Source organism: Nocardioides donggukensis (genome assembly GCF_014842875.1).
Lineage (GTDB): Bacteria > Actinomycetota > Actinomycetes > Propionibacteriales > Nocardioidaceae > Nocardioides > Nocardioides donggukensis.
This window is the reverse complement of record NZ_JACYXZ010000005.1, coordinates 207,835-227,090: the sequence shown is the minus strand read 5'-3', so window position 1 is coordinate 227,090 and position 19,256 is coordinate 207,835. Positions and strand designations below refer to the sequence as shown.

The window sequence follows — 19,256 nt, the reverse complement described above, 5'->3', positions numbered from 1 at the left end:
CGTCGGCCCGACCCCCGGGCCGGAGGACGGCGTGACCTGGCTCACGCTGCCTCGTTGCACCCGGAGAGCGGCCGGCACGGGACCCGCCCGGACCGGGCCGCACGACGACGGGGGTCGGGGTGAGGAAGCCGTGATGGACGCCGTCCGTCCGCCGCTGCACCGACGGCCCTCGGGGCTGCGGCGCTCGGTCGCCGGAGCGGCCGGACGGGCTGTCGCCTTCACCCTCGCCGTGGCGGCCTCGTTCGCGGTGGCCGTCCTGACCCAGGATGTCTTGCCGGACGTCCCGGCGCCGCCGGTGCGGGGCGGCATCGACCCGACGACCCAGCTGATGGCCGACCTGCGCTGCTCCGCGAGCGGCCTGCCCGGCGACGCGATCCCGGCCTCCACCCTGATCCGGACGCCCGACGGGAGGGTCCGCCAGGTCAGCTTCGACCGGGGCTGGTCGGTGCATCTGGGCGAGCGTCCCGGCGAGCTGGTGGCGCTCTGCCGCGCACCGCTGCGCTGAACCTTGTCCGGCCGGGACCGGGCAGCACCTACGCTTCACCTCGACCGCCGCCACCGCACACCGCCGCCACCGCACCCGGAGGACCGATGCCCGACGAGCTGACCGACCTGCTCGGCCCCGATGTGCCGGCGAGCGTCCTGGCCCTGGCACCGGAGCGGCGCGACCGGCTCGCGAGCCTGGTCCGTGCCGCGCGGGCCCGGGAGGACGCGGAGATGGCCGAGGCCACCGGGGCCGCGCTGAAGGGTGTCCCGCTGCCGTTGCGCGGCGCGGTCCGCAAGGCGTTGGGCGCATGAGCGCGGCGGGATCCCCCGCCCCCTCGTCGGAGCCCGACCGGCAGGTCGGCCGCCTGGCGCGCCTGCTGGGCGTGGACGCCGCCGAGCTGGACGGGCTCGCCGAGCTCCCCGACGAGGACCTGCGGATGCTGCACGGGCTGGTCAGCGAGCACCTCTTCGGCCACGCCCGACACCGGTTCGCCGGCATCGCCGACCTGACCCGGAGGCTGCCGGGCGGCGTCGCCGGCAAGCTCTCGGAGCGGTTCCTGCCGCCGCGGATGGCGGCTCGGGTCGCGGAGCTGCTGGACCCGCCGCGCGCCGCGGCGCTGGCCGTCCAGCTCTCCCCCGACTACCTCGCCGAGCTGGCCCTGGCGCTGGACCCCTCCCGCTCGGAGGACGTCATCCAGGCCGTCCCGCCCGAGGCGGTCGGCCGGGCGGCGCGGTCGCTGTTCGACCGCGAGGAGTACGCCGGCGTGGCCGAGCTGGTCCCGGCGCTCTCCGACGAGGCCCTGGTCGCCGCGGTCGAGGCGGCCACCTCTCGGGACCTCCTGGAGCTGGCACCGCTGCTGGTGTGGGACGAGCGGATCCACGGCGTCGTCGCCGAGCTCCCGGACGCCCGGCTCGACGCCCTGCTCGGCGAGGTCGCGGACGAGGGCCTGTGGTCGCACGGCGAGCGGCTGCTCACCCGGCTGGACCCCGCGGTCCTCGACCGGCTGGTCGAGCGCGCGGCCGACGTCGGCGCCGAGGTGGTCGGCTCGTTCGAGGCGGCGTCCGCCGCCGGGCTGCTCGGGCCGGAGTCGGAGGCGATGCTCGGACGGGCGCTCGAGGTGCGGGCGGGCGCCCCGAAATGACGAACACCCGAGCCCACGATCCGTGGGTCCGGGTGTCGCCGATGTCCTGAGACATCGCCTGGCGGTGGCGGAGGGATTTGAACCCTCGGTGGGCTTGCACCCACAAACGCTTTCGAGGCGTTCTCCTTAGGCCGCTCGGACACGCCACCGCCGGAGAATGTACCGGACCGGCGGCTACGACCCGAAATCCGGTCGCCAGCCCGGTCGCCCGTCTGGTCGCCCGCCTGAGCGCCGCCCGGTCAGCCCCGGTGGGCGTCGAAGAACCGGTGCAGCAGCTCCGTGGACTCGGCGGCCAGCACCCCGGCGTACACCTCGGGGCGGTGATTGAGCCGCCGGTCGCGGACCACGTCCCAGAGGCTGCCGACCGCGCCGGCCTTGTCGTCGTAGGCGCCGAACACCAGCCGCTCCACCCGGGCGAGGACCAGCGCGCCCGCGCACATCGTGCACGGCTCCAGGGTGACCACGAGCGTGCAGCCGTCCAGTCGCCACTCCCCGCGGGCCAGCGCCGCCTCACGCAGGGCGACCACCTCGGCGTGCGCGGTCGGGTCGCCGTCGGCCTCGCGCAGGTTGCGGCCGCGCCCGACCACGGCGCCGTCGGGGTCGAGGACGACGGCACCGACGGGCACGTCGCCGGTGGCGAGCGCCGACTCGGCCTCGTGCAGGGCGTGCCGCATCGCCGCGTCGTACGTCGTGGGGGTGGCCGGGGGGTCCGCGGCGCTACGGGGACCGCTCACGCAGAGGTGAGCCCGACCAGGTCGTCGAAGGCCGCGCCGAAGCCGAGCCGGCCGGCGACGTCGGAGAGCATCTCGTCGGGGTACAGGTCGTAGTCGTCGATGAGGACCGCCATGTCCATCGCGTGCATCCCGAGGTCGCCGAGGATGTCGAGGTCGCCGGCCGGCGCCTGGTCGTCGTCCTCCTCCGGGAAGGGCAGGCCGAGGTGCTCGACGGCGGTGCGGGCGAGGTCCCACTCGTCGGCGGCGGTGATGTCGGAGAGCAGCACCCGCACGGTCGGGCCGGTGACGCGGGCGATGAGGAAGACGTCCTCGTCGAGGCCGATCATCGCCAGGGCGCCGTAGTCGCCGGGGAAGCGGCGCAGGGCGGTGGCCAGGTGCTCGAGGTTCTCGAGGACCTCGTGGGCGAGCTCGTGCACCACCCAGACGCCCTCCTCGCGGTAGGCGGCCAGCGCGAAGTCGACGTCGTCGTCCGCTGACACCGACGTCTCGGGTGTCCCGGGGGACTCAGCCATCACGACCTCACTCTCCTGCGCCGGGCCGGTCCCCGCGGTCGGGGGCCGGGCTCCACGTTCCAGAGTGGCAGAGGTCGGGGACCCTTCCAAGGCTCCGTGGGTAAACGTCAGGTTAGGTTGTGCGCATGCGCACGCACGTCATCGACCACCCGCTCGTCGACCACAAGCTCACCACGCTGCGCGACGAGCGCACCGACAGCCCGACGTTCCGCCGGCTGACCGACGAGCTGGTGACGCTGCTGGCCTACGAGGCGACCCGCGACGTCCGGGTCGAGGCGACGTCGATCACGACGCCGGTCTCCCCGACCGCCGGGGTCAAGCTGGCCACGCCCAAGCCGCTGGTGGTGCCGATCCTGCGGGCCGGGCTCGGGATGCTGGACGGGATGGTGCGGCTGCTGCCCACCGCCGAGGTCGGGTTCCTCGGGATGGTGCGCAACGAGGAGACGCTCGAGGCCTCGACGTACGCCGAGCGGCTGCCCGACGACCTGTCCGGACGCCAGTGCTACGTCCTCGACCCGATGCTCGCGACCGGTGGCACGCTGGCCGCGGCGATCCGCTTCCTCACCGACCGCGGCGCCGACCACATCACCGCGATCTGCCTGCTCGCCGCCCCCGAGGGCTGCGCCCGGCTCGAGCAGGAGCTCGCCGACCTCGACGTGCCGGTCACCATCGTCACCGCGGCCATGGACGAGAGGCTCAACGACAAGGGCTACATCGTGCCCGGGCTCGGCGACGCCGGGGACCGGCTGTACGGCGTGGTGCACTGAGCACTGGTCGGGCGGGGGACGTGTCGTGCCGCCGCGGCGACTGGACATGTCATTCGGGCGCAATTGCGGCCGTGTGACACATTTTTCGGCCAGATCACTGCAATTCGGCCGCAATTGCGGCCGTTCGACCAGTCCGCCCGGCCGTTCGACCAGTCCGCGAAGCCGTTCGGCCACTCCGACCAGCCGGTCCGAGCAACCGGACCCTCAGGACACGGTCGTGAGCAGCTGCGTCGCCCGGGTGAGCACGACGTAGAGCGTCGCCCGCCCGGTGACCGACTCGTCCTCGATCTCCTGGGGTCGGACGACCACGATCCCGTCGAACTCCAGCCCCTTGGTGTCCAGCCCGGTCAGCACGACCACCCGGTCCTCGCCGCTGGGTGAGCCGCCGGAGACCGACGCCGCGGCCGACGGGGCGTCGGCGGCCAGCTCGGGCCACGACGCCAGCCACGAGTTCACCTCGGCCCGGCGGGCGACGGGGACCACGATCCCGACCGTCCCGGGCACCTCGGCGGCGACCCTGAGCACCTCGGCGCGCACCGCCGACTCGAGGTCGTCGACCGAGTTCAGCTCGGTCGGCTCCACCCCCGTCGAGCGCACGGCCGTGGGCAGGTCGGCATCCAGCCCGACCCGCTCGGCGTACGCCGCGGCGTGGGCGTAGATCTCCGAGGAGTTCCGGTAGTTGGTCGAGAGGTGGAAGGCGTGCACGGCCTTGCCCTCGAGCGCCTCGGCGCGGGCGGCGTCGGCCTCGGCCGGCTCCGGCCACGACGACTGCGCCGGGTCGCCGACGATCGTCCAGGTCGCGGTCCGGCCGCGCCGGGCCACCATCCGCCACTGCATCGGGGTCAGGTCCTGCGCCTCGTCGACGAGGACGTGCGCGAAGGGATCGTCCTCGATCCGGTTCGACGGCGGCGTCCACGACGGGCCGGTGGCGTAGTCCCGGTCGGAGACGGTCGTGATCTCCTGCAGGTCGCCGCCGACGTGGTCGGCGTACTCGGCGTCCTCGTCGGTCTTCAGCGGCACGTCGCCGAGCGCGTACCGCAGCTCGTCGAGCAGGGCGACGTCCTCGATCGACGGCTCGCCCTCCCAGCTCTTGAGCAGCAGCGACTGGTCCTCGTGGCTGATCACGCCGTCGCCGACGCGGGCCAGGAAGTCGGGGTCGCGCAGCCAGCCCATCACCTGGGCGGCGTCCAGCGGCGGCCACCAGGCCAGCGCGAAGTCGACGAACGTGTCGAGCGAGAGCAGCTCGTCGTTGAAGGACTCGCGGCCCCGCTCGCGGCCGCGCTCGCTGCGCACCTGCCGCCACAGCGAGTCCAGCAGCGTGGTCGCCACCCGCGGGATCTGCCGGTTCCGACGCCCGTGCGCCAGCAGCCGGCGCCGGATCCGGCCGAGCTCGGCCCGGTCCAACGTAAGCACGTCGTCGCGGTAGAACAGCCGGAACTCCGCCGGCGCCCCGGGCACCGCCTGCCGGGCCGCACGGCGCAGCACCTCGGCCATCCGGCCGGCGCCCTTGACGTCGGCGACCGCGGGGTCGTCGTGCCTCGTGGCGCGGATCCCGTCGACGACCTCGCCGAGGGAGCGCAGCGCCACGGCGGTCTCGCCGAGCGAGGGCAGCACCCGCTGGATGTAGCGCATGAACACCCCGGACGGGCCGACCACGAGCACCCCGCCGCTCTCGTAGCGGCGGCGGTCGGTGAAGAGCAGGTACGCCGCGCGGTGCAGCGCCACGACCGTCTTGCCGGTCCCCGGCCCCCCGGTGATCGTCACCGCGCCCTTGGCCGGGGCCCGGATCGCCCGGTCCTGCTCGGCCTGGATGGTCGCGACGATCGAGTGCATCGACCGGTCCCGGGCCCGGGACAGCTGGGCCATCAGCGCGCCCTCGCCGACGATCGGGAGGTCTCCGCCGGCCTCGGCGTCGAGCAGCTCGTCCTCGACGCCGACGACGGTCGGGCCGGTGCAGCGCAGCACCCGGCGGCGTACGACGTCGTGCGGCTCGGCGGCTGTGGCCTGGTAGAACACCGCCGCGGCGGGCGCCCGCCAGTCGATCAGCATCGAGTCGCGGTTGTCGTCGCGCAGGCCGATCCGGCCGACGTAGCGGGGCTCGGGGTCGATCTCCTCGCGCAGGTCGAGGCGCCCGAACACCAGGCCCTCGTGGGCGGCGTCGAGCTGGGCGATCCGGCGGGCGGCCTGGAAGACCATGGCGTCCCGCTCCACCAGCCCGCCCTCGTGGCCGAGCCGTCCGCGGTCGTGGCCCTCTCGGGCGAGCTCGCGGGCGGCGGCGGCCGAGACCCCGAGCTGGGCATAGACCCGGTCCACGAAGGCCTGCTCCGCCGCGGTCTCGCGCGCGGCGACGTCCTCGTTCAAACGACGCTCCCCCTCAGGAGTCCTGTCTTCGGCAAGGGCTCGACTTTACCGGAGGCCGGTCGGGTGCCCAGGCGGCGGCCCGGGGGGACCGGCCGGGCCCACGACCCGCGGGTCCGGCGCTCAGTCGCGGTCGGTGAGCACCCAGGCGGCGAGTGCGCCGCCCACGGCACCGAACAGGTGACCCTGCCAGGAGATTCCCGGCTGCCCGGGGAGCACCCCCCACAGCACCCCGCCGTACAGGAGGAACAGCACCACGCCGAGCAGGATCTGACCGGCCCGCAGCGAGAACAGCCCCCGCAGGATCAGGTAGACCAGCCACCCGAAGATCAGGATCGAGGCGCCGAGGTGGACCGTGTTCGGTGGCGCGACCAGCCAGGTGCCGACTCCGCCGACGACCCACACCATCGCGGTCACGCTGGCCCAGTGACCGATCCCGGAGAGCAGGATCAGGAAGCCGAGCACGGCGACCGGCACCGTGTTCGCGACCAGGTGCCCCCAGCCGGCGTGCAGCAGCGGGGCGAAGAGGATCCCCAGCAGCCCCTCCTGGTCGCGGGGCTGCACGCCCTCGGCGTCGAGCCGGTTGCCGAGCAGGACGTCGACGAACTCGATCACGTAGAGCGCCGCCACGAACGCCGCGATGACGGCCAGGGCAGGGCCGACCCGGGAGGGTTGTCGGGTCCGCTCGGTCAGGGACATGGCGTCCACGGTACCCAGTCGGCGCTCAGCCCTTCTTGCGCGACAGGAACGCCAGCATCGCCTCTCGGGCCTCGTCGGACCCGAACAGCCGGGCGCTGAGTTGGGCGAGGTCCCCGCCGTGCTCGTCGATGTTCGCCACCAGGTGCCGTCCCAGCAGCGCCTTGGTCTCGCGCAGCCCCTGCGGGTGGCCGCTCACCAGCGCCGCGCAGACCCGCTCCACCTCGGCGTCCAGGTCGGCCTCGGGTACGGCGCGGGTCACCAGGCCCATCTCTGCGGCGGCGACCCCGTCGAAGGTCTCGCCGGTCAGGAAAGTCAGCGCCGCGGCCCGGTCGGTCATCCGCGGCAGCACGGTCAACGAGATCGCGGCCGGCGCGAGCGCCAGCTTCACCTCGGTGAACGCGTACGTCGCGTCGTCGGCGCTGAGCGCGACGTCCGAGGCCGCGACGATCCCGATGCCGCCGGCCCGCACGTTGCCGTGCAGCCGGGTCACGACCGGCTTGGGGCAGGTCACCAGCGAGCGCTGCAGCTCGACGATCACACCGGCCGCCTTCTCCATCCCGTCCTCGGCCGCCTCGGACAGGTCGGCGCCGGAGCAGAAGGTGCGCCCCTCCGCACGGATCAGCACCACCACCACCTCGTCATCCGCGACCGCCTGCGCCAGACGCTCGTGGAACTCGGCGACGAGCTGGCGGCTCAGCGCGTTCCGGTTGTGCGGCGAGTCGAGGGTCAGGGTGCCCACGCCGCCGGAGACGGCGTACGTCACGAGCTCGGTCATCGAGGTCCTCCACCGGAATGGGGTGGCGGCTGTCGGGTACCGGCCGCCGGTCAGGGAACCGCACAGTATCGGAGGCCTTCATGGACAAGCAGGACGACGGACGCTGGCAGGTCACCGCCACGGAGGCGGAGGCCCTGCAGGCCGTGGTGGACCGGGTCTCGTCCTGGCAGGACGGCGCCGAGGGCGGCGTGGTCCGTGACGAGTTCGGCTCGGTGGCGGGCGAGGTCGGGATCACGGTGCCCGACGAGCTGGCCGAGTCCCTGTGCGCCGACATCGAGCACCGGGACGAGCGGCCGGACCTGAGCCGCTACGTCACCGTCGCCTGAGCCGTCAGCAGGCCGACACAAGCGACGGGTCGGCGGGTCTCAGCCCGACACAAACGACGGGTCGGCGGTGCTCAGCCCGACACTCACGACGGGTCGGCGATCCTCAGCCCGACACAAACGACGGGTCGGCGGGTTTCGGGCCGACACTCACGACGGGTCGAGGGTGGTGAGGACGCGTGCCAGGAGGGCCTCGGCGGCGGCCGGGTCGGCCGCCGGCAACGGGGTCTCCAGCAGCTCGTCGAGCAGCACGTCCACCTGCCCGCCTGCGTCGCGGGCGACCCGGAGGCAGACCAGGGCGGCGTCGCGGACCGCGCGCGGCTCGACGGTCCACAGTGACTCGAAGCGCCGTCGGTGGTCGGGCACCCCCTCCTGGCCCGGGAGCTCCCAAGCGGCCAGAGCGGCGGTGAAGCCGGGGCCGTCGCAGATCACCGCCCACTCGCGCCGCATCGGCGCCGTCTCGGAGAGGTGCACCCGGAGCGGCCGCCCCCGGCCGGCGGCCTCGGCGGCATCGGGCGTGTCGCCCCCGTCGAAGGCGGCCAGGGCGACCGTGGCGCGGGTGACCCGGGCCAGCTCGTTCCAGCGCGGCAGGGCGGCGCGGTAGTACCGCTCCTCCTGGAAGGCGCCGAGCACCATCGCCTGGTGCGCCCGTGCCAGCGCCTCGTCCTCGATCGCCCACGAGAGCGCCAGCAGCGTCGACTTCGCCAGCGTGTGGGTGCGCAGGTGCGGGTGCCGCCGGCGCAGCTCGGCGAAGACCGACGGGGAGGCCGCGACGCTCCGGCCGCCCGGCTTCGCGTCCTGGCCGGACACCTCGGCGATCGCCACCTCGAGCCGGACCCCGGCGTCGCGGCGGCGCAGCACCCGGGTGACGGTCGCGACGTCGGTCTCGGCGTAGCGACGGTGCCCGCTGTCGAGCCGCCGGGGCACCGGGAACCCGTGCCGGGACTCCCACATGCGCAGCACGGCCGGGGTCAGCCCGGTGCGTTCGGCGAGGTCCCCGATCGTCAGATCGGCAGCGCCGGACCCTTGCGCTTTGGCTCCTGATGTGGTCATGCTTGGATCCTAACCTAAACAACGTGTTTAGGTAAGTGTTGAGATTTGGAGATCACCATGGACAGCAGCACCAGCACCCAGGGTTCCACCGACCAGGGCGAGGTCCTCGACTGGACCGACCTCGGCCAGAAGATGTGGTCGTTCCTCACCGGACGCGAGGCGGCGATCAACTACCGGTTCATCGACATGTCGGTCGAGGTGCCCCGCGACACCGGCAACAAGGCCCCGCGCGCCGTCTGGAAGCTCGACGGCGTCCTGCAGGTCACCACCGAGGACAACCAGAACCGGCCCGCGCACCGGTCGACGGACTGAGTGAGCCGGCCATGAGCACAGTCACGATCGCCGCGGACCTCTGCTTCGAGGTCCGGGCCCCGGGGCGGGACACGGTGCACGGGGCCCTCACCGGCTCCGGGAACCGGCTCGACCTCGCGGTCGACGACCCCGGCATGTTCGCCGGCCGGGGCGACGCCCCGGCCGTGCGGGCCATCGCCGCCGAGCTGGCCCGCCGAGGCCTGAGCCTGCGGGTCCACGACGGCGACAACCACCTGATCACGCTCGGCGCGGTCCGCGCCTCCTGGTGGCAGCGCCGCCTCACCGGCTCCCGCCACATCCGGCTCGGCAGCCTGCGCGGTGCCTGGACCTCGGCCCGCTCCCGCTCCCGCTCGGTGGACACCCCGGTGCTCCCGGACGCGGAGCTCGCCCCGCCGGCCACCCTGTTCCCGGTCGCCCCGACGTTCATGCGGCGGCCGCGGCGGACGCCGACCACCACCCACGACCCGCACCACGGCGGCAACCCCCGGCTCACCCTCGTGCCGCGCGACGGCGTGCACGTCGACCACCCCGAGGTGTTCTGGCTGGAGAAGGACCTCACCACGGTGGGCTCCGGCGCCGACTGCGACATCCGGCTGCCCGGCCTGGCCGAGCGGCACGCCGAGATCCGGCACGACGAGGACGACGACGAGCTGGTCATCCACGCGATCGACGCCGACACCAAGGTGCACGGGCAGCGGATCGCCTCGCACATCCTGCGCACCGGCGCCCGGCTCGACGTCGGCGAGTGGACGCTGACCTTCACCCGCGCGGAGTACGCCGACCACGGCCGGCCCTACGGCGGACGGATCGGCGGCGAGCTCGGCCACCAGCAGTCGCAGCCGCCCCGGGACGCCGCCCGCTGAACCCATCCGGCGAGGGGGTCGGCACCGAACAACGGGGCATGGAACGCCTCCGCACCATCCTCCCCTTCGCCGGCGTCGGCGTGCTGGCCACCCTGACCGGCATGGCCGCCGGTCACCTGGTGGCGGCCCTGACGACCCCGTCGGCCTCCCCGGTCCTGGCGGTCGGCTCGACCGTCATCGACCTCACCCCGACCCCGGTGAAGGAATGGGCGGTGCGGGAGTTCGGCACCGCGGACAAGCCGATCCTCATCGGCAGCGTCGTGCTGATCACGCTGGTCCTCGCCGGCGTCGCCGGCGTCCTGGCCCGCCGCCGGTTCGTGCTGGGCGCCGGGCTGCTGGTGCTGCTCGTGGCGCTGGCCGGCCTCGCCGCCGTGCTCCGCCCGATGGCGGGGCCGCTCGACGCCCTGCCCTCCGTGCTCGCCGCGGTGATCGGCCTCGGCGCGCTGTGGTGGTTGGTCAGCGGCCTGATCGGCACCGGCGCCCCCGAGGCCGCCCCCGGAGCGACCACCGCGGCCACCACCAAGAGCACCGCCACCGGCGCGGGCGCGGGTGCCACCAGCACCGCGACCAGCGGCTCCGGCGGCACCGAGACCCTCACCACCGACGGCGGCGCGAGCCGCAAGCCCGAAGCGCTGGCCCACCCCGGTGGCAGCCAGGACGGGATCCTCGTCCCCCGCGACCACCGCCCGTCCCGGCGCACCCTGCTGATCGGCACCGGCGCCCTGTCCGTGGCGGCCGTGGCGATGGGATTCGGCGGGGAGCGGATCATCTCCTACCGCACCAAGCCCGGGAACGTCACGCTCCCGGCCCCGGCCGACTCCAAGCCGGCCCTGCCGGCCGGCCTGGAGGAGAAGTACCCCGGCATCTCCAAGTTCACCACCCCGAACAGCGAGTTCTACCGGGTCGACACCAACCTCACGCTGCCCGTCGTACCGGTCAACGGCTGGACGCTGACCATCGACGGCGACGTGGAGCAGGAGCTGACCTTCACCTTCGACGACCTCGCCGCGATGGACCTGGTGGAGCGCGACATCACGCTCACCTGCGTCTCCAACGAGGTCGGTGGCCGCTACGTCGGCGCCGCCCGCTGGCTCGGCGTGCCGCTCAAGGACCTGCTCGACAAGGCCGGCGTCGGCAGCAAGGCCGACCAGATCCTCTCCACCGCGACCGACGGCTTCACGATCAGCACGCCGCTCGAGGTGGCCATGGACGGCCGCGACACGATGATCGCCATCGGCATGAACGGCGAGGCGCTGCCGGCCGCGCACGGGTTCCCCGCCCGGCTGATCACCCCCGGCATCTACGGCTACGTCGGCGCCACCAAGTGGCTGACGAAGCTCACGCTGACGACCTACGAGGAGCAGGAGGCGTACTGGACCGAGCGGGACTGGGCCACCGACGCGCCGATCAAGATCTCCTCGCGCATCGACACCCCCGCCCCGCTGTCCAACATCGACGCCGGCAAGGCCGTCATCGGCGGCGTCGCCTGGGCGCAGACCCGCGGCATCCGCAAGGTCGAGGTGCGCGTCGACGGCGGCCCGTGGCAGGAGGCCAAGCTCGGCCCCGACGCCGGCGTCGACTACTGGCGCCAGTGGTTCCTCCCCTGGGACGCCGCCAAGGGCTCGCACATGCTGGCCGTCCGGGCCACCGACATGGACGGCAAGGTGCAGACCGACGTCCGCGCCTCGCCGTTCCCCGAGGGCTCCAGCGGCGTCCAGGAGATCGTCGTCAACGTCACCTGAGCCCCCGCAGACCGCGCACGCCCAGCACACCCAGCTCACCGAGAACGGTGGTCACCCCCTCGACCGGGGTGGCCACCGTTCGTGCGTGACGGGTCGGTCACCCCGCGTCGTCGAGCGCGGCCCGGAGGTCGTCGAGCAGCCGCCGCAGCGGGCCCGGCACCCGGTCCGGGGTCAGCGCCGCCGCCAGCGCCCCCGCCAGCAGCTCCTTGCGGCCCGAGGCCACGCCGGCGAACCTGCGCAGCTGGGCGGAGACCGGGCGCCCCTGCCACGCGGGCTGCTGGCGGAACGTCTCGAAGCGCTCGCGGAGGTCGTGCCGGTCGAGGACCGCCAGGACCCGGTCGACGCCGAGGGCCCGGATCAGCTCCTCCTCCAGGTCGGCCTCGCACACGTGGAAGCCGACGGCCGGCAGGTCCGCCGCGGCCTCGACCGGGAGGCCGTGGGCGGTCAGCGCCCGGACCACGAACCGGGTGTCGGCGGCGTCGCACAGGCCGAGCACCCGGGCCGCTGGGCGGCGGTCGGCGAGCTCGTCGAGCCGGCTGCGCACGTTGGTCACGCCGCCCATGTCGACCAGCTCGACGCGATGACGCTGCGCCGCCAGGTCGCCGTCGGCGAGGAGATTCCGCACCGCGGCGACGTCGCTGCGCCCCTCGAGCAGGACCACGACCTCCGCACCGGGATGACCCACGTCACAAGGATTGCAGGAAGAAATCCGCCATCCCCCCAATCCGGGTGCCGCGCGGGGCCGAATCACCTCACGAGAAAACAAAGCCCCCTCCGAAAGGCAACATCATGAAGCGCACCATCCTTCGCCAGTCCGGCGCCGCTGCCGCGGTCCTCGCCCTCTCCGTCACCCTGGCCGCCTGCGGCTCGGACGACGAAAGCAGCAACTCCGCCGGTGAGGACACCAGCAGCGAGTCCGAGGCCCCCACCTCCGAGGAGCCCGCCGCGGACGACGCCGGCGCGCAGACCTTCGGTGAGGGCTGCTCCCTCATCCCCGACGACGGTGCCGGCTCGTTCAACGGCATGGCCACCGAGCCCGTCGCCACCGCCGCGAGCGGCAACCCGCTCCTGAAGACCCTGGTCACCGCCGTGGGCGAGGCCGGCCTGGTCGACACGCTGAACTCCGCCGAAGCGCTCACCGTGTTCGCCCCGACCGACGACGCCTTCGCCAAGATCCCCGAGAAGGACCTCAACGCGGTGCTCGCCGACAAGGAGCTGCTCACGCAGATCCTGACCGGCCACGTGGTCGCGGGCCAGCTCGGCCCGGACGAGCTGTCCGGTGAGCTGGAGACCCTCGCGGGCAACACCATCGAGGTCAAGGGCTCGGACGAGTCCTTCACCGTCGCCGACGAGGAGGCCAACGTCCTCTGCGGCAACATCCCGACCTCGAACGCCACGGTGTACGTCATCGACACCGTGCTGATGCCCTGATCGCAGCGGTCGGACACAATAGCTCCATGAATGACATCGCGCCCGTCCCCTCCGGTGACACACCGGAGGGGACGGGGGCGCCTGAACTCTCCGAGCTGCTGCACCGCTCGGCCCGTGGGGACGAGAGCGCCTTCGCCGCGTTGTACGACGCGACGGCGGCCCGGGTCCACGGGATGGTGCTCCGGGTCATCCGTGACCCGTCGCAGGCCGAAGAGGTCACCCAGGAGGCCTTCCTCGAGGTCTGGCGGACCGCAACCCGGTTCGACCCGGCCAAGGGGAGCGCCCTCTCCTGGTTGCTCACGATCGCGCACCGTCGGAGCGTGGACCGGGTCCGGTCCGCGGAGGCCTCCAGCCGGCGCGACACGACGTACCACGACAAGAGCCGGACCGTCGACCACGACGCCACGGCCGAGGCGGCGACCGCCGCCATGGAGGCCCGCCGCGTGCGCCACGCGCTGCAGGCCCTGACCGAGGTCCAGCGCGAGGCCATCCAGCTCGCGTACTTCGGGGGGTACACGCACACGGAGGTGGCCACGATGCTCGACCTGCCGGTCGGCACGGCCAAGACCAGGATCCGCGACGGGCTGATCCGACTACGAGACGCCATGGGGGTGTCGCTATGAGTGAGATCCACGCACTGTCGGGTGCCTATGCCGTCGACGCCGTCAACGACGTCGAGCGCAAGCTCTTCGAGCAGCACCTGGCCCACTGCCCCGACTGCCGGGACGAGGTCGCCAGCCTCCGCGAGGCCGCGTCGCTGCTCCCCGAGACCGCCGCCGTGGCCCCGCCGCCGGCGCTGCGCGACCGGGTGCTCGCCGAGATCGCCTCGGTCCGCCCCCTGCCGCCGGTGACCGTCGAGACCGGCCCCGTCGAGCCCACCAACGTCACCTCGCTGGCCGCCCGCCGCCGGCGCCGGCTGCCCGCCCTCGCGGCCGCCGCGGCCGTCGCCGCCATGCTCGGCGCCGGTGCCGTCGCCTGGCAGCCGTGGGAGACCACCCCCGAGGTCCAGCAGCGCCAGCTCACCGCCGCCGAGCGGATCGCCGCGGCCGACGACGCCCAGGAGATCGTGCACGAGTTCGAGGGCGGCGCGGTCGCCACCGTGATCCGCTCCCGCGAGCTCGGCCAGGCCGTCATCACCACCTCTGACATGCCCGCCGCCCCGGCCGGCAAGGTCTACCAGCTCTGGCTGCAGGACCCGACCGGGCAGATGCGTCCGGCCGGGCTGATGGAGCCACTCCCCGCGCAGACCGTGGTCCTCGAGGGCGACGCCGCCTCGGCCCGCGCCGCCGGGATCACCGTCGAGCCGGCCGGAGGCTCCGAGCGACCCACGACCGCCCCGCTCGCGGTCTTCGACTTCGAGCGGTCGGTGTGACCGCCCGGATCGCGGTCGTCGGCAGTGGTGTGGCCGGGCTGACCGCTGCCTACGTGGCCTCCCGCACCGCCCACGTCACGCTCTTCGAGGCCGACTCCCGGCTCGGTGGCCACGCCGACACGCACGTGGTCGAGGAGTCCGGGCGCGAGCTCGGCATCGACACCGGCTTCATCGTCCACAACGAGCGCACCTACCCGGTGCTGCTGCGGCTCTTCGCCGAGCTCGGCGTGCCGACCCAGCCCTCCGAGATGTCGATGTCGGTGCGCGACGAGGACTCCGGCCTCGAGTACGCCGGCGCGCTGGGCGCCAAGGGCCTCTTCCCCCAGGGCCGCAACCTCACCAGGCCGGCGTACCTGCGGATGCTCGTCGAGATCCCCCTGTTCCATCGGCGGGCGCGTCGGCTGCTGGGGGTCTCGACAGGCTCGACCGACGGCGGTGGCTCGACCGACGGGAACGGCTCGACCGACGGCGGTGGCTCGACCGACCCCGACGAGACGCTGCGCGACTTCCTGGCCCGCGGCCGGCACTCGGCGTACTTCGTCCGCCACTTCATGGAGCCGCTGGTCGCGGCGGTGTGGTCGTGCGACCCCGAGGTCGCCCTGGACTACCCGGCCCGCTACCTCTTCGCGTTCCTGCAGCACCACGGCATGCTCGGCGTCTACGGCTCCCCCGAGTGGCGCACGGTCACCGACGGCTCGCACGAGTACGTCCGCCGCATCGGCGAGGCGGTGCCCGAGGTCCGGCTCGGCACCAAGGTCACCTCGGTCCTCGAGACCGCCGACGGTGTCGAGATCACCGACGGCAACGGCGAGACCACGACGTACGACGCGGTGGTCGTCGCCACCCACCCCGGCCAGGCGCTGTCGATGCTCGGCGAGCCCACCCCGCTCCAGCGCGAGGTGCTCGGCGCGATGCCGTACTCGCAGAACACCGCCCAGCTGCACACCGACACCTCGCTGCTGCCGCGGCTGCCCGGCGCCTGGGCGTCGTGGAACTTCCAGCGCCGCGCCGCGGGCACCGACGGCGTCACCGTGACCTACGACCTGACCCGCCTCCAGCGGCTCGACACCGACGTGCACTACCTGGTGACGCTCGGCGGCACCGACCTGGTCGACCCGGCCACGGTGATCGACACGATGGAGTACGAGCACCCCATCTACACCCCCGAGTCCGTCGCCGCGCAGCGCCGGCTGCCGGAGATCGAGACCTCCCGGATCGCCTTCGCCGGCGCCTACCACGGCTGGGGCTTCCACGAGGACGGCGCCCGCTCCGGGCTGGCCGCCGCCGAGCGGCTCGGCCTGACCTGGCCCGAGGCACCCGCCGCGGCCGTCGGGAGGGCGCTGCCGGCCACGCCGCGGGTCTACGAGACCACGATCCGGCACACCCGGCGCACCCCGCTGCGCAACGAGTTCACCTACGGCTCGCACACCTGGCTGGTCGACCTCGACCGGCTGCCGGCGCCGAAGCGGACCGCGTCGTTCGAGGCCCGGGACCACCTCGGCTCCCCCGACCGCACGATCCGGCAGAACGTCGAGACGTTCCTCGCCGGGGAGGGCGTCGAGCTGGACGGCGGCCGGATCCTGATGCTGGCGCACCCGCGCTCGCTCGGCTACGTCTTCAACCCGATCAGCGTCTATTGGTGCCACGACGCCGCCGGCGACCTCGCCGCGGTCGTGCTCGAGGTGCACAACACCTACGGCGACCGGCACGCCTACCTGGTCCACCCCGACGAGCACGGGCACGCCGAGGTCGACAAGGCGATGTACGTCTCGCCGTTCCACGACGTCTCCGGCCGCTACGAGATCTCGGTGCCGCTGCCCGGCGACACGGTCGCGGTCGGCATCACCCTCCGCCACGACGACCGGTCGTCGTTCACCGCCGGCCTGTCCGGCACCGCTCTGCCGCCCGGCCGCCCGCCGTGGCGGGCCCTGCTCGCGCCCGCCCTCGGGAGCCTGCGGATCCGCAGCCAGGGCATCCGCCTGTGGCTGCGACGCCTTCCGGTGCGCACGCGCCCTACCCACCGACAGGAGAACGTCCGATGACCGCTCTCGTCTCCACGACCACGGCCACCGAGACCTGGCCCGGCCTGCACGACGTCCCCAGCGGGCCGAGGGCGACGGTCGCCGCGTCGATCGCGCGCAGGATCTTCGACGTCGCGATCAAGCGGCTGCACGTGCGGGTGGTGATCTCGCACGGCACCGCGGCGGGCGACCCGGTGCCCGGGCAGCCCGGCAACACCGACGAGCCCACGATCGTGCTGCACCGGCCCGACGAGTTCTACCGCCGGGTCGGCTCGGACGGCCTGATCGGCTTCGGCGAGGGCTACCTCACCGGCGCCTGGGACTCCCCCGACCTCGGTCACCTGCTGACCACGATGGCCAGCGAGATCACCACGATCGTGCCGGACTGGATGCAGACGATGCGCCGGCTCTACGTCGCCCGGGCGCCGCACTTCCACCGCAACACCGTGCACCAGACGCGGGACAACATCTCGCACCACTACGACCTCTCGAACGACCTGTTCCGCACCTTCCTCGACCCGACGATGAGCTACTCCTCGGCGCTGTTCGACACCCCGCACGCCTCGCGTGCCGACCACGCGGTGGCCGCGGCCCCCGAGCACGTCGACCCGGCGGTGTTCGAGGAGGCGCAGGCCCGCAAGATCGAGCGGCTGCTCGACCAGGCCGGCGTCGGCGAGGGCTCCCGGGTGCTGGAGATCGGCACCGGCTGGGGCGAGCTGGCGATCCGCGCCGCCCGCCGCGGCGCGACCGTGCACAGCGTCACCCTCTCCAGCGAGCAGCAGGAGCTGGCCCGCGAGCTGGTCGCCGAGGCGGGGTACGCCGACGCGGTCGACATCGAGCTGCTGGACTACCGGCTCGTCGAGGGCACCTACGACGCGGTGCTCTCGGTGGAGATGATCGAGGCGGTCGGCCACGAGTACTGGCAGACCTACTTCGAGAAGATCGACTCGGTGCTCGCCCCGGGCGGCAAGGTGGCGATCCAGGCGATCACGATGCCGCACGACCGGATGCTGGCGACCAAGCGCACCTACACCTGGATCAACAAGTACATCTTCCCCGGCGGCTTCCTGCCCTCGGTCGAGGTGATCGACCAGATCACCCGCGACCACACGAGGATGTCGGTGACCGACCGGCTCTCCTTCGGCGGCCACTACGCCGAGACGCTGCGGCTGTGGGACACCGCGTTCCTCCAGCACCGCGACCGGGTCCGCGAGCTCGGCTTCGACCAGACCTTCGAGCGGATGTGGCACTTCTACCTGGAGTACTCCCGCGGCGGGTTCGCCTCCGGCTACATCGACGTCAACCAGATCACGTTCACCAAGGACCCGGCATGAGCACCGCCACCGAGCCCCGGACCGGCGGCGCCCCCGGTGCCTCCGGTGCCTCCGTGGCCGACCGGCTCGCCGAGGGCCTGCGCCCGTTCGTCGGCGGCGACCTGCCGGTGCGGCTGACCGCCTGGGACGGCTCGGAGACCGGCCCCGCCGACGCCCCGCACGTGGTGATCAACTCCCCGCAGGCCCTGTCCCGGCTGTTCTGGCACCCCGGCGAGCTGGGTGCCGCGCAGGCCTACGTCACCGGCGAGCTCGACGTCGACCACGACCTCGACGACGCGCTGACCCACGTGTGGGCGGTCGCGAGGGAGCGCGGCCTGGCCGGCATCCGGCCCTCCGCCGCCGCCGCGAAGGCACTGCTGAAGGTGCTCCGCGACTTCCGCCCCGGCCTGCCGCCGACCCCGCCGCCGAGCCAGGCCCGGATCCGCGGCCGGCTGCACTCGAAGCTGCGCGACCGCAGCGCGATCAGCCACCACTACGACCTCTCCAACGACTTCTACTCGTTGATCCTCGACGAGTCGATGGCCTACTCCTCCGGCTACTGGCGCAGCGACGACCCGTCGTACACGCTGGCCGACGCGCAGCGCGACAAGCTCGACCTGGTGCTCGACAAGCTCGGCCTCGAGCCGGGCATGACGATGCTCGACATCGGCTGCGGCTGGGGCTCGCTGTCCCTGCACGCCGCCGCCCGCGGCATCAAGGTGACCGGCGTGACGATCGCCGCCGAGCAGAAGAAGTTCATCGACGCCCGGATCGCCGAGCGTGGGCTCGCCGACAACGTCGAGATCCGGCTGCAGGACTACCGCGACGTCACCGGCGAGCACGACGCGGTGTCGTCGATCGAGATGGGCGAGCACGTCGGCCAGGGCAACTACCCGACCTACGCCTCGGTGCTGCACCGCTCGGTGCGGCCCGGCGGGCGGGTGCTGATCCAGCAGATGTCGCGGCGCGGCCGGCACCCCGGCGGCGGCCCGTTCATCGAGTCGTTCATCGCGCCGGACATGTACATGCGGCCGATCGGCGAGACCGTCGCCTTCCTCGAGGAGGGCGGGCTCGAGGTGCGCGACGTGCACGGCATGCGCGAGCACTACGTGACCACGGTCGCCGCCTGGTTGGAGACGTTCGAGAGCAACTGGGACCGGGTCGTCGAGCTGGTCGGCGAGGAGGTGGGCCGCGTGTGGCGGCTCTACCTCGTCGGTGGCGCGATGGCGTTCCGGGACGGGCGCATGGGGGTCGACCAGATCCTCATGGTGCGCCCCGGCGCGGCGCACACCGTGCCGCCCGTGCGCACCTGGTGATCGCCCGGTGGCGCCGGCGTCCCCGGTGGCGCCGGTG

General features: G+C 73.4%; 21 protein-coding genes and 1 tRNA gene. 14 read left to right on the top strand and 8 right to left on the bottom strand.

Annotation, left to right across the window (positions count from 1 at the left end):
* Window positions 1-133: 133 nt before the first annotated feature.
* The 3 genes from IE331_RS16675 (at window position 134) to IE331_RS16305 (ending at window position 1,628) form a co-directional block, all read left to right on the top strand.
* Complete coding sequence (locus IE331_RS16675) at window positions 134-505, top strand: hypothetical protein (protein ID WP_201931862.1); 372 nt, start codon at window positions 134-136, stop codon at window positions 503-505.
* A gap of 86 nt (window positions 506-591) precedes the next feature.
* Window positions 592-798, top strand: a complete 207-nt coding sequence (locus IE331_RS16310; protein WP_192144515.1) for a hypothetical protein — start codon at window positions 592-594, stop codon at window positions 796-798.
* Window positions 795-1,628, top strand: a complete 834-nt coding sequence (locus IE331_RS16305; RefSeq protein ID WP_192144514.1) for a magnesium transporter MgtE N-terminal domain-containing protein — start codon at window positions 795-797, stop codon at window positions 1,626-1,628. Before IE331_RS16310 ends, IE331_RS16305 begins: the two co-directional genes overlap by 4 nt.
* A 59-nt stretch (window positions 1,629-1,687) precedes the next feature.
* Here the strand turns inward: IE331_RS16305 and IE331_RS16300 are convergent.
* From IE331_RS16300 to IE331_RS16290, 3 genes are all read right to left on the bottom strand, one after another.
* Window positions 1,688-1,777 (bottom strand) — tRNA-Ser (locus tag IE331_RS16300).
* Window positions 1,778-1,867: 90 nt separating this feature from the next.
* Window positions 1,868-2,302: a nucleoside deaminase gene (locus IE331_RS16295; RefSeq protein ID WP_192144548.1), complete on the bottom strand. Its 435-nt coding sequence runs from the start codon at window positions 2,300-2,302 to the stop codon at window positions 1,868-1,870.
* 56 nt (window positions 2,303-2,358) lie between these two features.
* The gene (locus IE331_RS16290) at window positions 2,359-2,874 is read right to left on the bottom strand and encodes a tRNA adenosine deaminase-associated protein (protein ID WP_192144513.1); all 516 of its coding nucleotides are present in this window, start codon (window positions 2,872-2,874) and stop codon (window positions 2,359-2,361) included.
* A 125-nt stretch (window positions 2,875-2,999) separates the two neighbouring features.
* Here IE331_RS16290 and upp point away from each other — a divergent pair, with 125 nt between their 5' ends.
* Entirely contained in the window at window positions 3,000-3,641 is a 642-nt protein-coding gene (gene upp, locus IE331_RS16285) for a uracil phosphoribosyltransferase (RefSeq protein WP_192144512.1), read from the top strand.
* A gap of 204 nt (window positions 3,642-3,845) precedes the next feature.
* On the opposite strand, the gene IE331_RS16280 is transcribed toward upp, so the two are convergent.
* From IE331_RS16280 to IE331_RS16270, 3 genes are all read right to left on the bottom strand, one after another.
* A complete protein-coding gene (locus tag IE331_RS16280) occupies window positions 3,846-6,002 on the bottom strand; it encodes a HelD family protein (RefSeq protein WP_192144511.1) in 2,157 nt (718 codons plus the stop codon).
* Window positions 6,003-6,122: 120 nt separating this feature from the next.
* The gene (locus tag IE331_RS16275; protein WP_192144510.1) at window positions 6,123-6,698 is read right to left on the bottom strand and encodes a rhomboid family intramembrane serine protease; all 576 of its coding nucleotides are present in this window, start codon (window positions 6,696-6,698) and stop codon (window positions 6,123-6,125) included.
* A gap of 25 nt (window positions 6,699-6,723) precedes the next feature.
* Entirely contained in the window at window positions 6,724-7,473 is a 750-nt protein-coding gene (locus IE331_RS16270; protein ID WP_192144509.1) for an enoyl-CoA hydratase-related protein, read from the bottom strand.
* Window positions 7,474-7,553: 80 nt separating this feature from the next.
* On the opposite strand from IE331_RS16270, the gene IE331_RS16265 reads away from it, so the two are divergent.
* Entirely contained in the window at window positions 7,554-7,799 is a 246-nt protein-coding gene (locus IE331_RS16265) for a hypothetical protein (protein WP_192144508.1), read from the top strand.
* A gap of 147 nt (window positions 7,800-7,946) precedes the next feature.
* Here the strand turns inward: IE331_RS16265 and IE331_RS16260 are convergent, their stop codons facing one another.
* Window positions 7,947-8,849 (bottom strand): DICT sensory domain-containing protein, encoded by a 903-nt coding sequence (locus tag IE331_RS16260; RefSeq protein ID WP_192144507.1) that lies wholly within the window; start codon window positions 8,847-8,849, stop codon window positions 7,947-7,949.
* Window positions 8,850-8,906: 57 nt separating this feature from the next.
* On the opposite strand from IE331_RS16260, the gene IE331_RS16255 reads away from it, so the two are divergent.
* The 3 genes from IE331_RS16255 to IE331_RS16245 are packed head-to-tail and all read left to right on the top strand — an operon-like array spanning window position 8,907 to window position 11,766.
* Window positions 8,907-9,161 carry a hypothetical protein gene (locus tag IE331_RS16255; protein ID WP_192144506.1) on the top strand — a complete coding sequence of 85 codons (255 nt, stop codon included), beginning with the start codon at window positions 8,907-8,909 and terminating at the stop codon, window positions 9,159-9,161.
* 11 nt (window positions 9,162-9,172) lie between these two features.
* Complete coding sequence (locus IE331_RS16250) at window positions 9,173-10,024, top strand: FHA domain-containing protein (protein ID WP_192144505.1); 852 nt, start codon at window positions 9,173-9,175, stop codon at window positions 10,022-10,024.
* Between the two features lie 38 nt (window positions 10,025-10,062).
* Complete coding sequence (locus tag IE331_RS16245; protein ID WP_192144504.1) at window positions 10,063-11,766, top strand: molybdopterin-dependent oxidoreductase; 1,704 nt, start codon at window positions 10,063-10,065, stop codon at window positions 11,764-11,766.
* A gap of 97 nt (window positions 11,767-11,863) precedes the next feature.
* Here IE331_RS16245 and IE331_RS16240 read toward each other — a convergent pair whose 3' ends face one another.
* The gene (locus IE331_RS16240) at window positions 11,864-12,451 is read right to left on the bottom strand and encodes a hypothetical protein (RefSeq protein WP_192144503.1); all 588 of its coding nucleotides are present in this window, start codon (window positions 12,449-12,451) and stop codon (window positions 11,864-11,866) included.
* A gap of 104 nt (window positions 12,452-12,555) precedes the next feature.
* On the opposite strand from IE331_RS16240, the gene IE331_RS16235 reads away from it, so the two are divergent.
* Genes IE331_RS16235 through IE331_RS16210 form a run of 6 tightly spaced genes read left to right on the top strand, consistent with a single transcriptional unit; the run spans window position 12,556 to window position 19,219 of the window.
* Window positions 12,556-13,197: a fasciclin domain-containing protein gene (locus IE331_RS16235; RefSeq protein WP_192144502.1), complete on the top strand. Its 642-nt coding sequence runs from the start codon at window positions 12,556-12,558 to the stop codon at window positions 13,195-13,197.
* Between the two features lie 26 nt (window positions 13,198-13,223).
* On the top strand, window positions 13,224-13,820 hold the full coding sequence (gene sigK, locus IE331_RS16230; RefSeq protein ID WP_192144501.1) for an ECF RNA polymerase sigma factor SigK: 597 nt from the start codon (window positions 13,224-13,226) through the stop codon (window positions 13,818-13,820).
* Window positions 13,817-14,569 (top strand): anti-sigma factor, encoded by a 753-nt coding sequence (locus tag IE331_RS16225; protein WP_192144500.1) that lies wholly within the window; start codon window positions 13,817-13,819, stop codon window positions 14,567-14,569. The genes sigK and IE331_RS16225 overlap by 4 nt, the downstream gene beginning before the upstream one ends.
* Entirely contained in the window at window positions 14,566-16,611 is a 2,046-nt protein-coding gene (locus tag IE331_RS17065) for an FAD-dependent oxidoreductase (protein ID WP_201931861.1), read from the top strand. Before IE331_RS16225 ends, IE331_RS17065 begins: the two co-directional genes overlap by 4 nt.
* Window positions 16,608-17,924 (top strand): SAM-dependent methyltransferase, encoded by a 1,317-nt coding sequence (locus IE331_RS16215; RefSeq protein ID WP_192144499.1) that lies wholly within the window; start codon window positions 16,608-16,610, stop codon window positions 17,922-17,924. The genes IE331_RS17065 and IE331_RS16215 overlap by 4 nt, the downstream gene beginning before the upstream one ends.
* Window positions 17,921-19,219, top strand: a complete 1,299-nt coding sequence (locus IE331_RS16210; protein ID WP_192144498.1) for an SAM-dependent methyltransferase — start codon at window positions 17,921-17,923, stop codon at window positions 19,217-19,219. Before IE331_RS16215 ends, IE331_RS16210 begins: the two co-directional genes overlap by 4 nt.
* Window positions 19,220-19,256: the final 37 nt, after the last annotated feature.

What these genes read in the sequence shown, in the direction of transcription:
- IE331_RS16675 (WP_201931862.1), top strand. Translation starts at nt 134, where the DNA reads ATGGACGCCGTCCGTCCGCCGCTGCACCGACGGCCCTCGGGGCTGCGG.
- IE331_RS16310 (WP_192144515.1), top strand. Translation starts at nt 592, where the DNA reads ATGCCCGACGAGCTGACCGACCTGCTCGGCCCCGATGTGCCGGCGAGC.
- IE331_RS16305 (WP_192144514.1), top strand. Translation starts at nt 795, where the DNA reads ATGAGCGCGGCGGGATCCCCCGCCCCCTCGTCGGAGCCCGACCGGCAG.
- IE331_RS16295 (WP_192144548.1), bottom strand. Translation starts at nt 2,302, where the DNA reads ATGCGGCACGCCCTGCACGAGGCCGAGTCGGCGCTCGCCACCGGCGAC.
- IE331_RS16290 (WP_192144513.1), bottom strand. Translation starts at nt 2,874, where the DNA reads ATGGCTGAGTCCCCCGGGACACCCGAGACGTCGGTGTCAGCGGACGAC.
- upp (WP_192144512.1), top strand. Translation starts at nt 3,000, where the DNA reads ATGCGCACGCACGTCATCGACCACCCGCTCGTCGACCACAAGCTCACC.
- IE331_RS16275 (WP_192144510.1), bottom strand. Translation starts at nt 6,698, where the DNA reads ATGTCCCTGACCGAGCGGACCCGACAACCCTCCCGGGTCGGCCCTGCC.
- IE331_RS16270 (WP_192144509.1), bottom strand. Translation starts at nt 7,473, where the DNA reads ATGACCGAGCTCGTGACGTACGCCGTCTCCGGCGGCGTGGGCACCCTG.
- IE331_RS16265 (WP_192144508.1), top strand. Translation starts at nt 7,554, where the DNA reads ATGGACAAGCAGGACGACGGACGCTGGCAGGTCACCGCCACGGAGGCG.
- IE331_RS16260 (WP_192144507.1), bottom strand. Translation starts at nt 8,849, where the DNA reads ATGACCACATCAGGAGCCAAAGCGCAAGGGTCCGGCGCTGCCGATCTG.
- IE331_RS16255 (WP_192144506.1), top strand. Translation starts at nt 8,907, where the DNA reads ATGGACAGCAGCACCAGCACCCAGGGTTCCACCGACCAGGGCGAGGTC.
- IE331_RS16250 (WP_192144505.1), top strand. Translation starts at nt 9,173, where the DNA reads ATGAGCACAGTCACGATCGCCGCGGACCTCTGCTTCGAGGTCCGGGCC.
- IE331_RS16245 (WP_192144504.1), top strand. Translation starts at nt 10,063, where the DNA reads ATGGAACGCCTCCGCACCATCCTCCCCTTCGCCGGCGTCGGCGTGCTG.
- IE331_RS16235 (WP_192144502.1), top strand. Translation starts at nt 12,556, where the DNA reads ATGAAGCGCACCATCCTTCGCCAGTCCGGCGCCGCTGCCGCGGTCCTC.
- sigK (WP_192144501.1), top strand. Translation starts at nt 13,224, where the DNA reads ATGAATGACATCGCGCCCGTCCCCTCCGGTGACACACCGGAGGGGACG.
- IE331_RS16225 (WP_192144500.1), top strand. Translation starts at nt 13,817, where the DNA reads ATGAGTGAGATCCACGCACTGTCGGGTGCCTATGCCGTCGACGCCGTC.
- IE331_RS16215 (WP_192144499.1), top strand. Translation starts at nt 16,608, where the DNA reads ATGACCGCTCTCGTCTCCACGACCACGGCCACCGAGACCTGGCCCGGC.
- IE331_RS16210 (WP_192144498.1), top strand. Translation starts at nt 17,921, where the DNA reads ATGAGCACCGCCACCGAGCCCCGGACCGGCGGCGCCCCCGGTGCCTCC.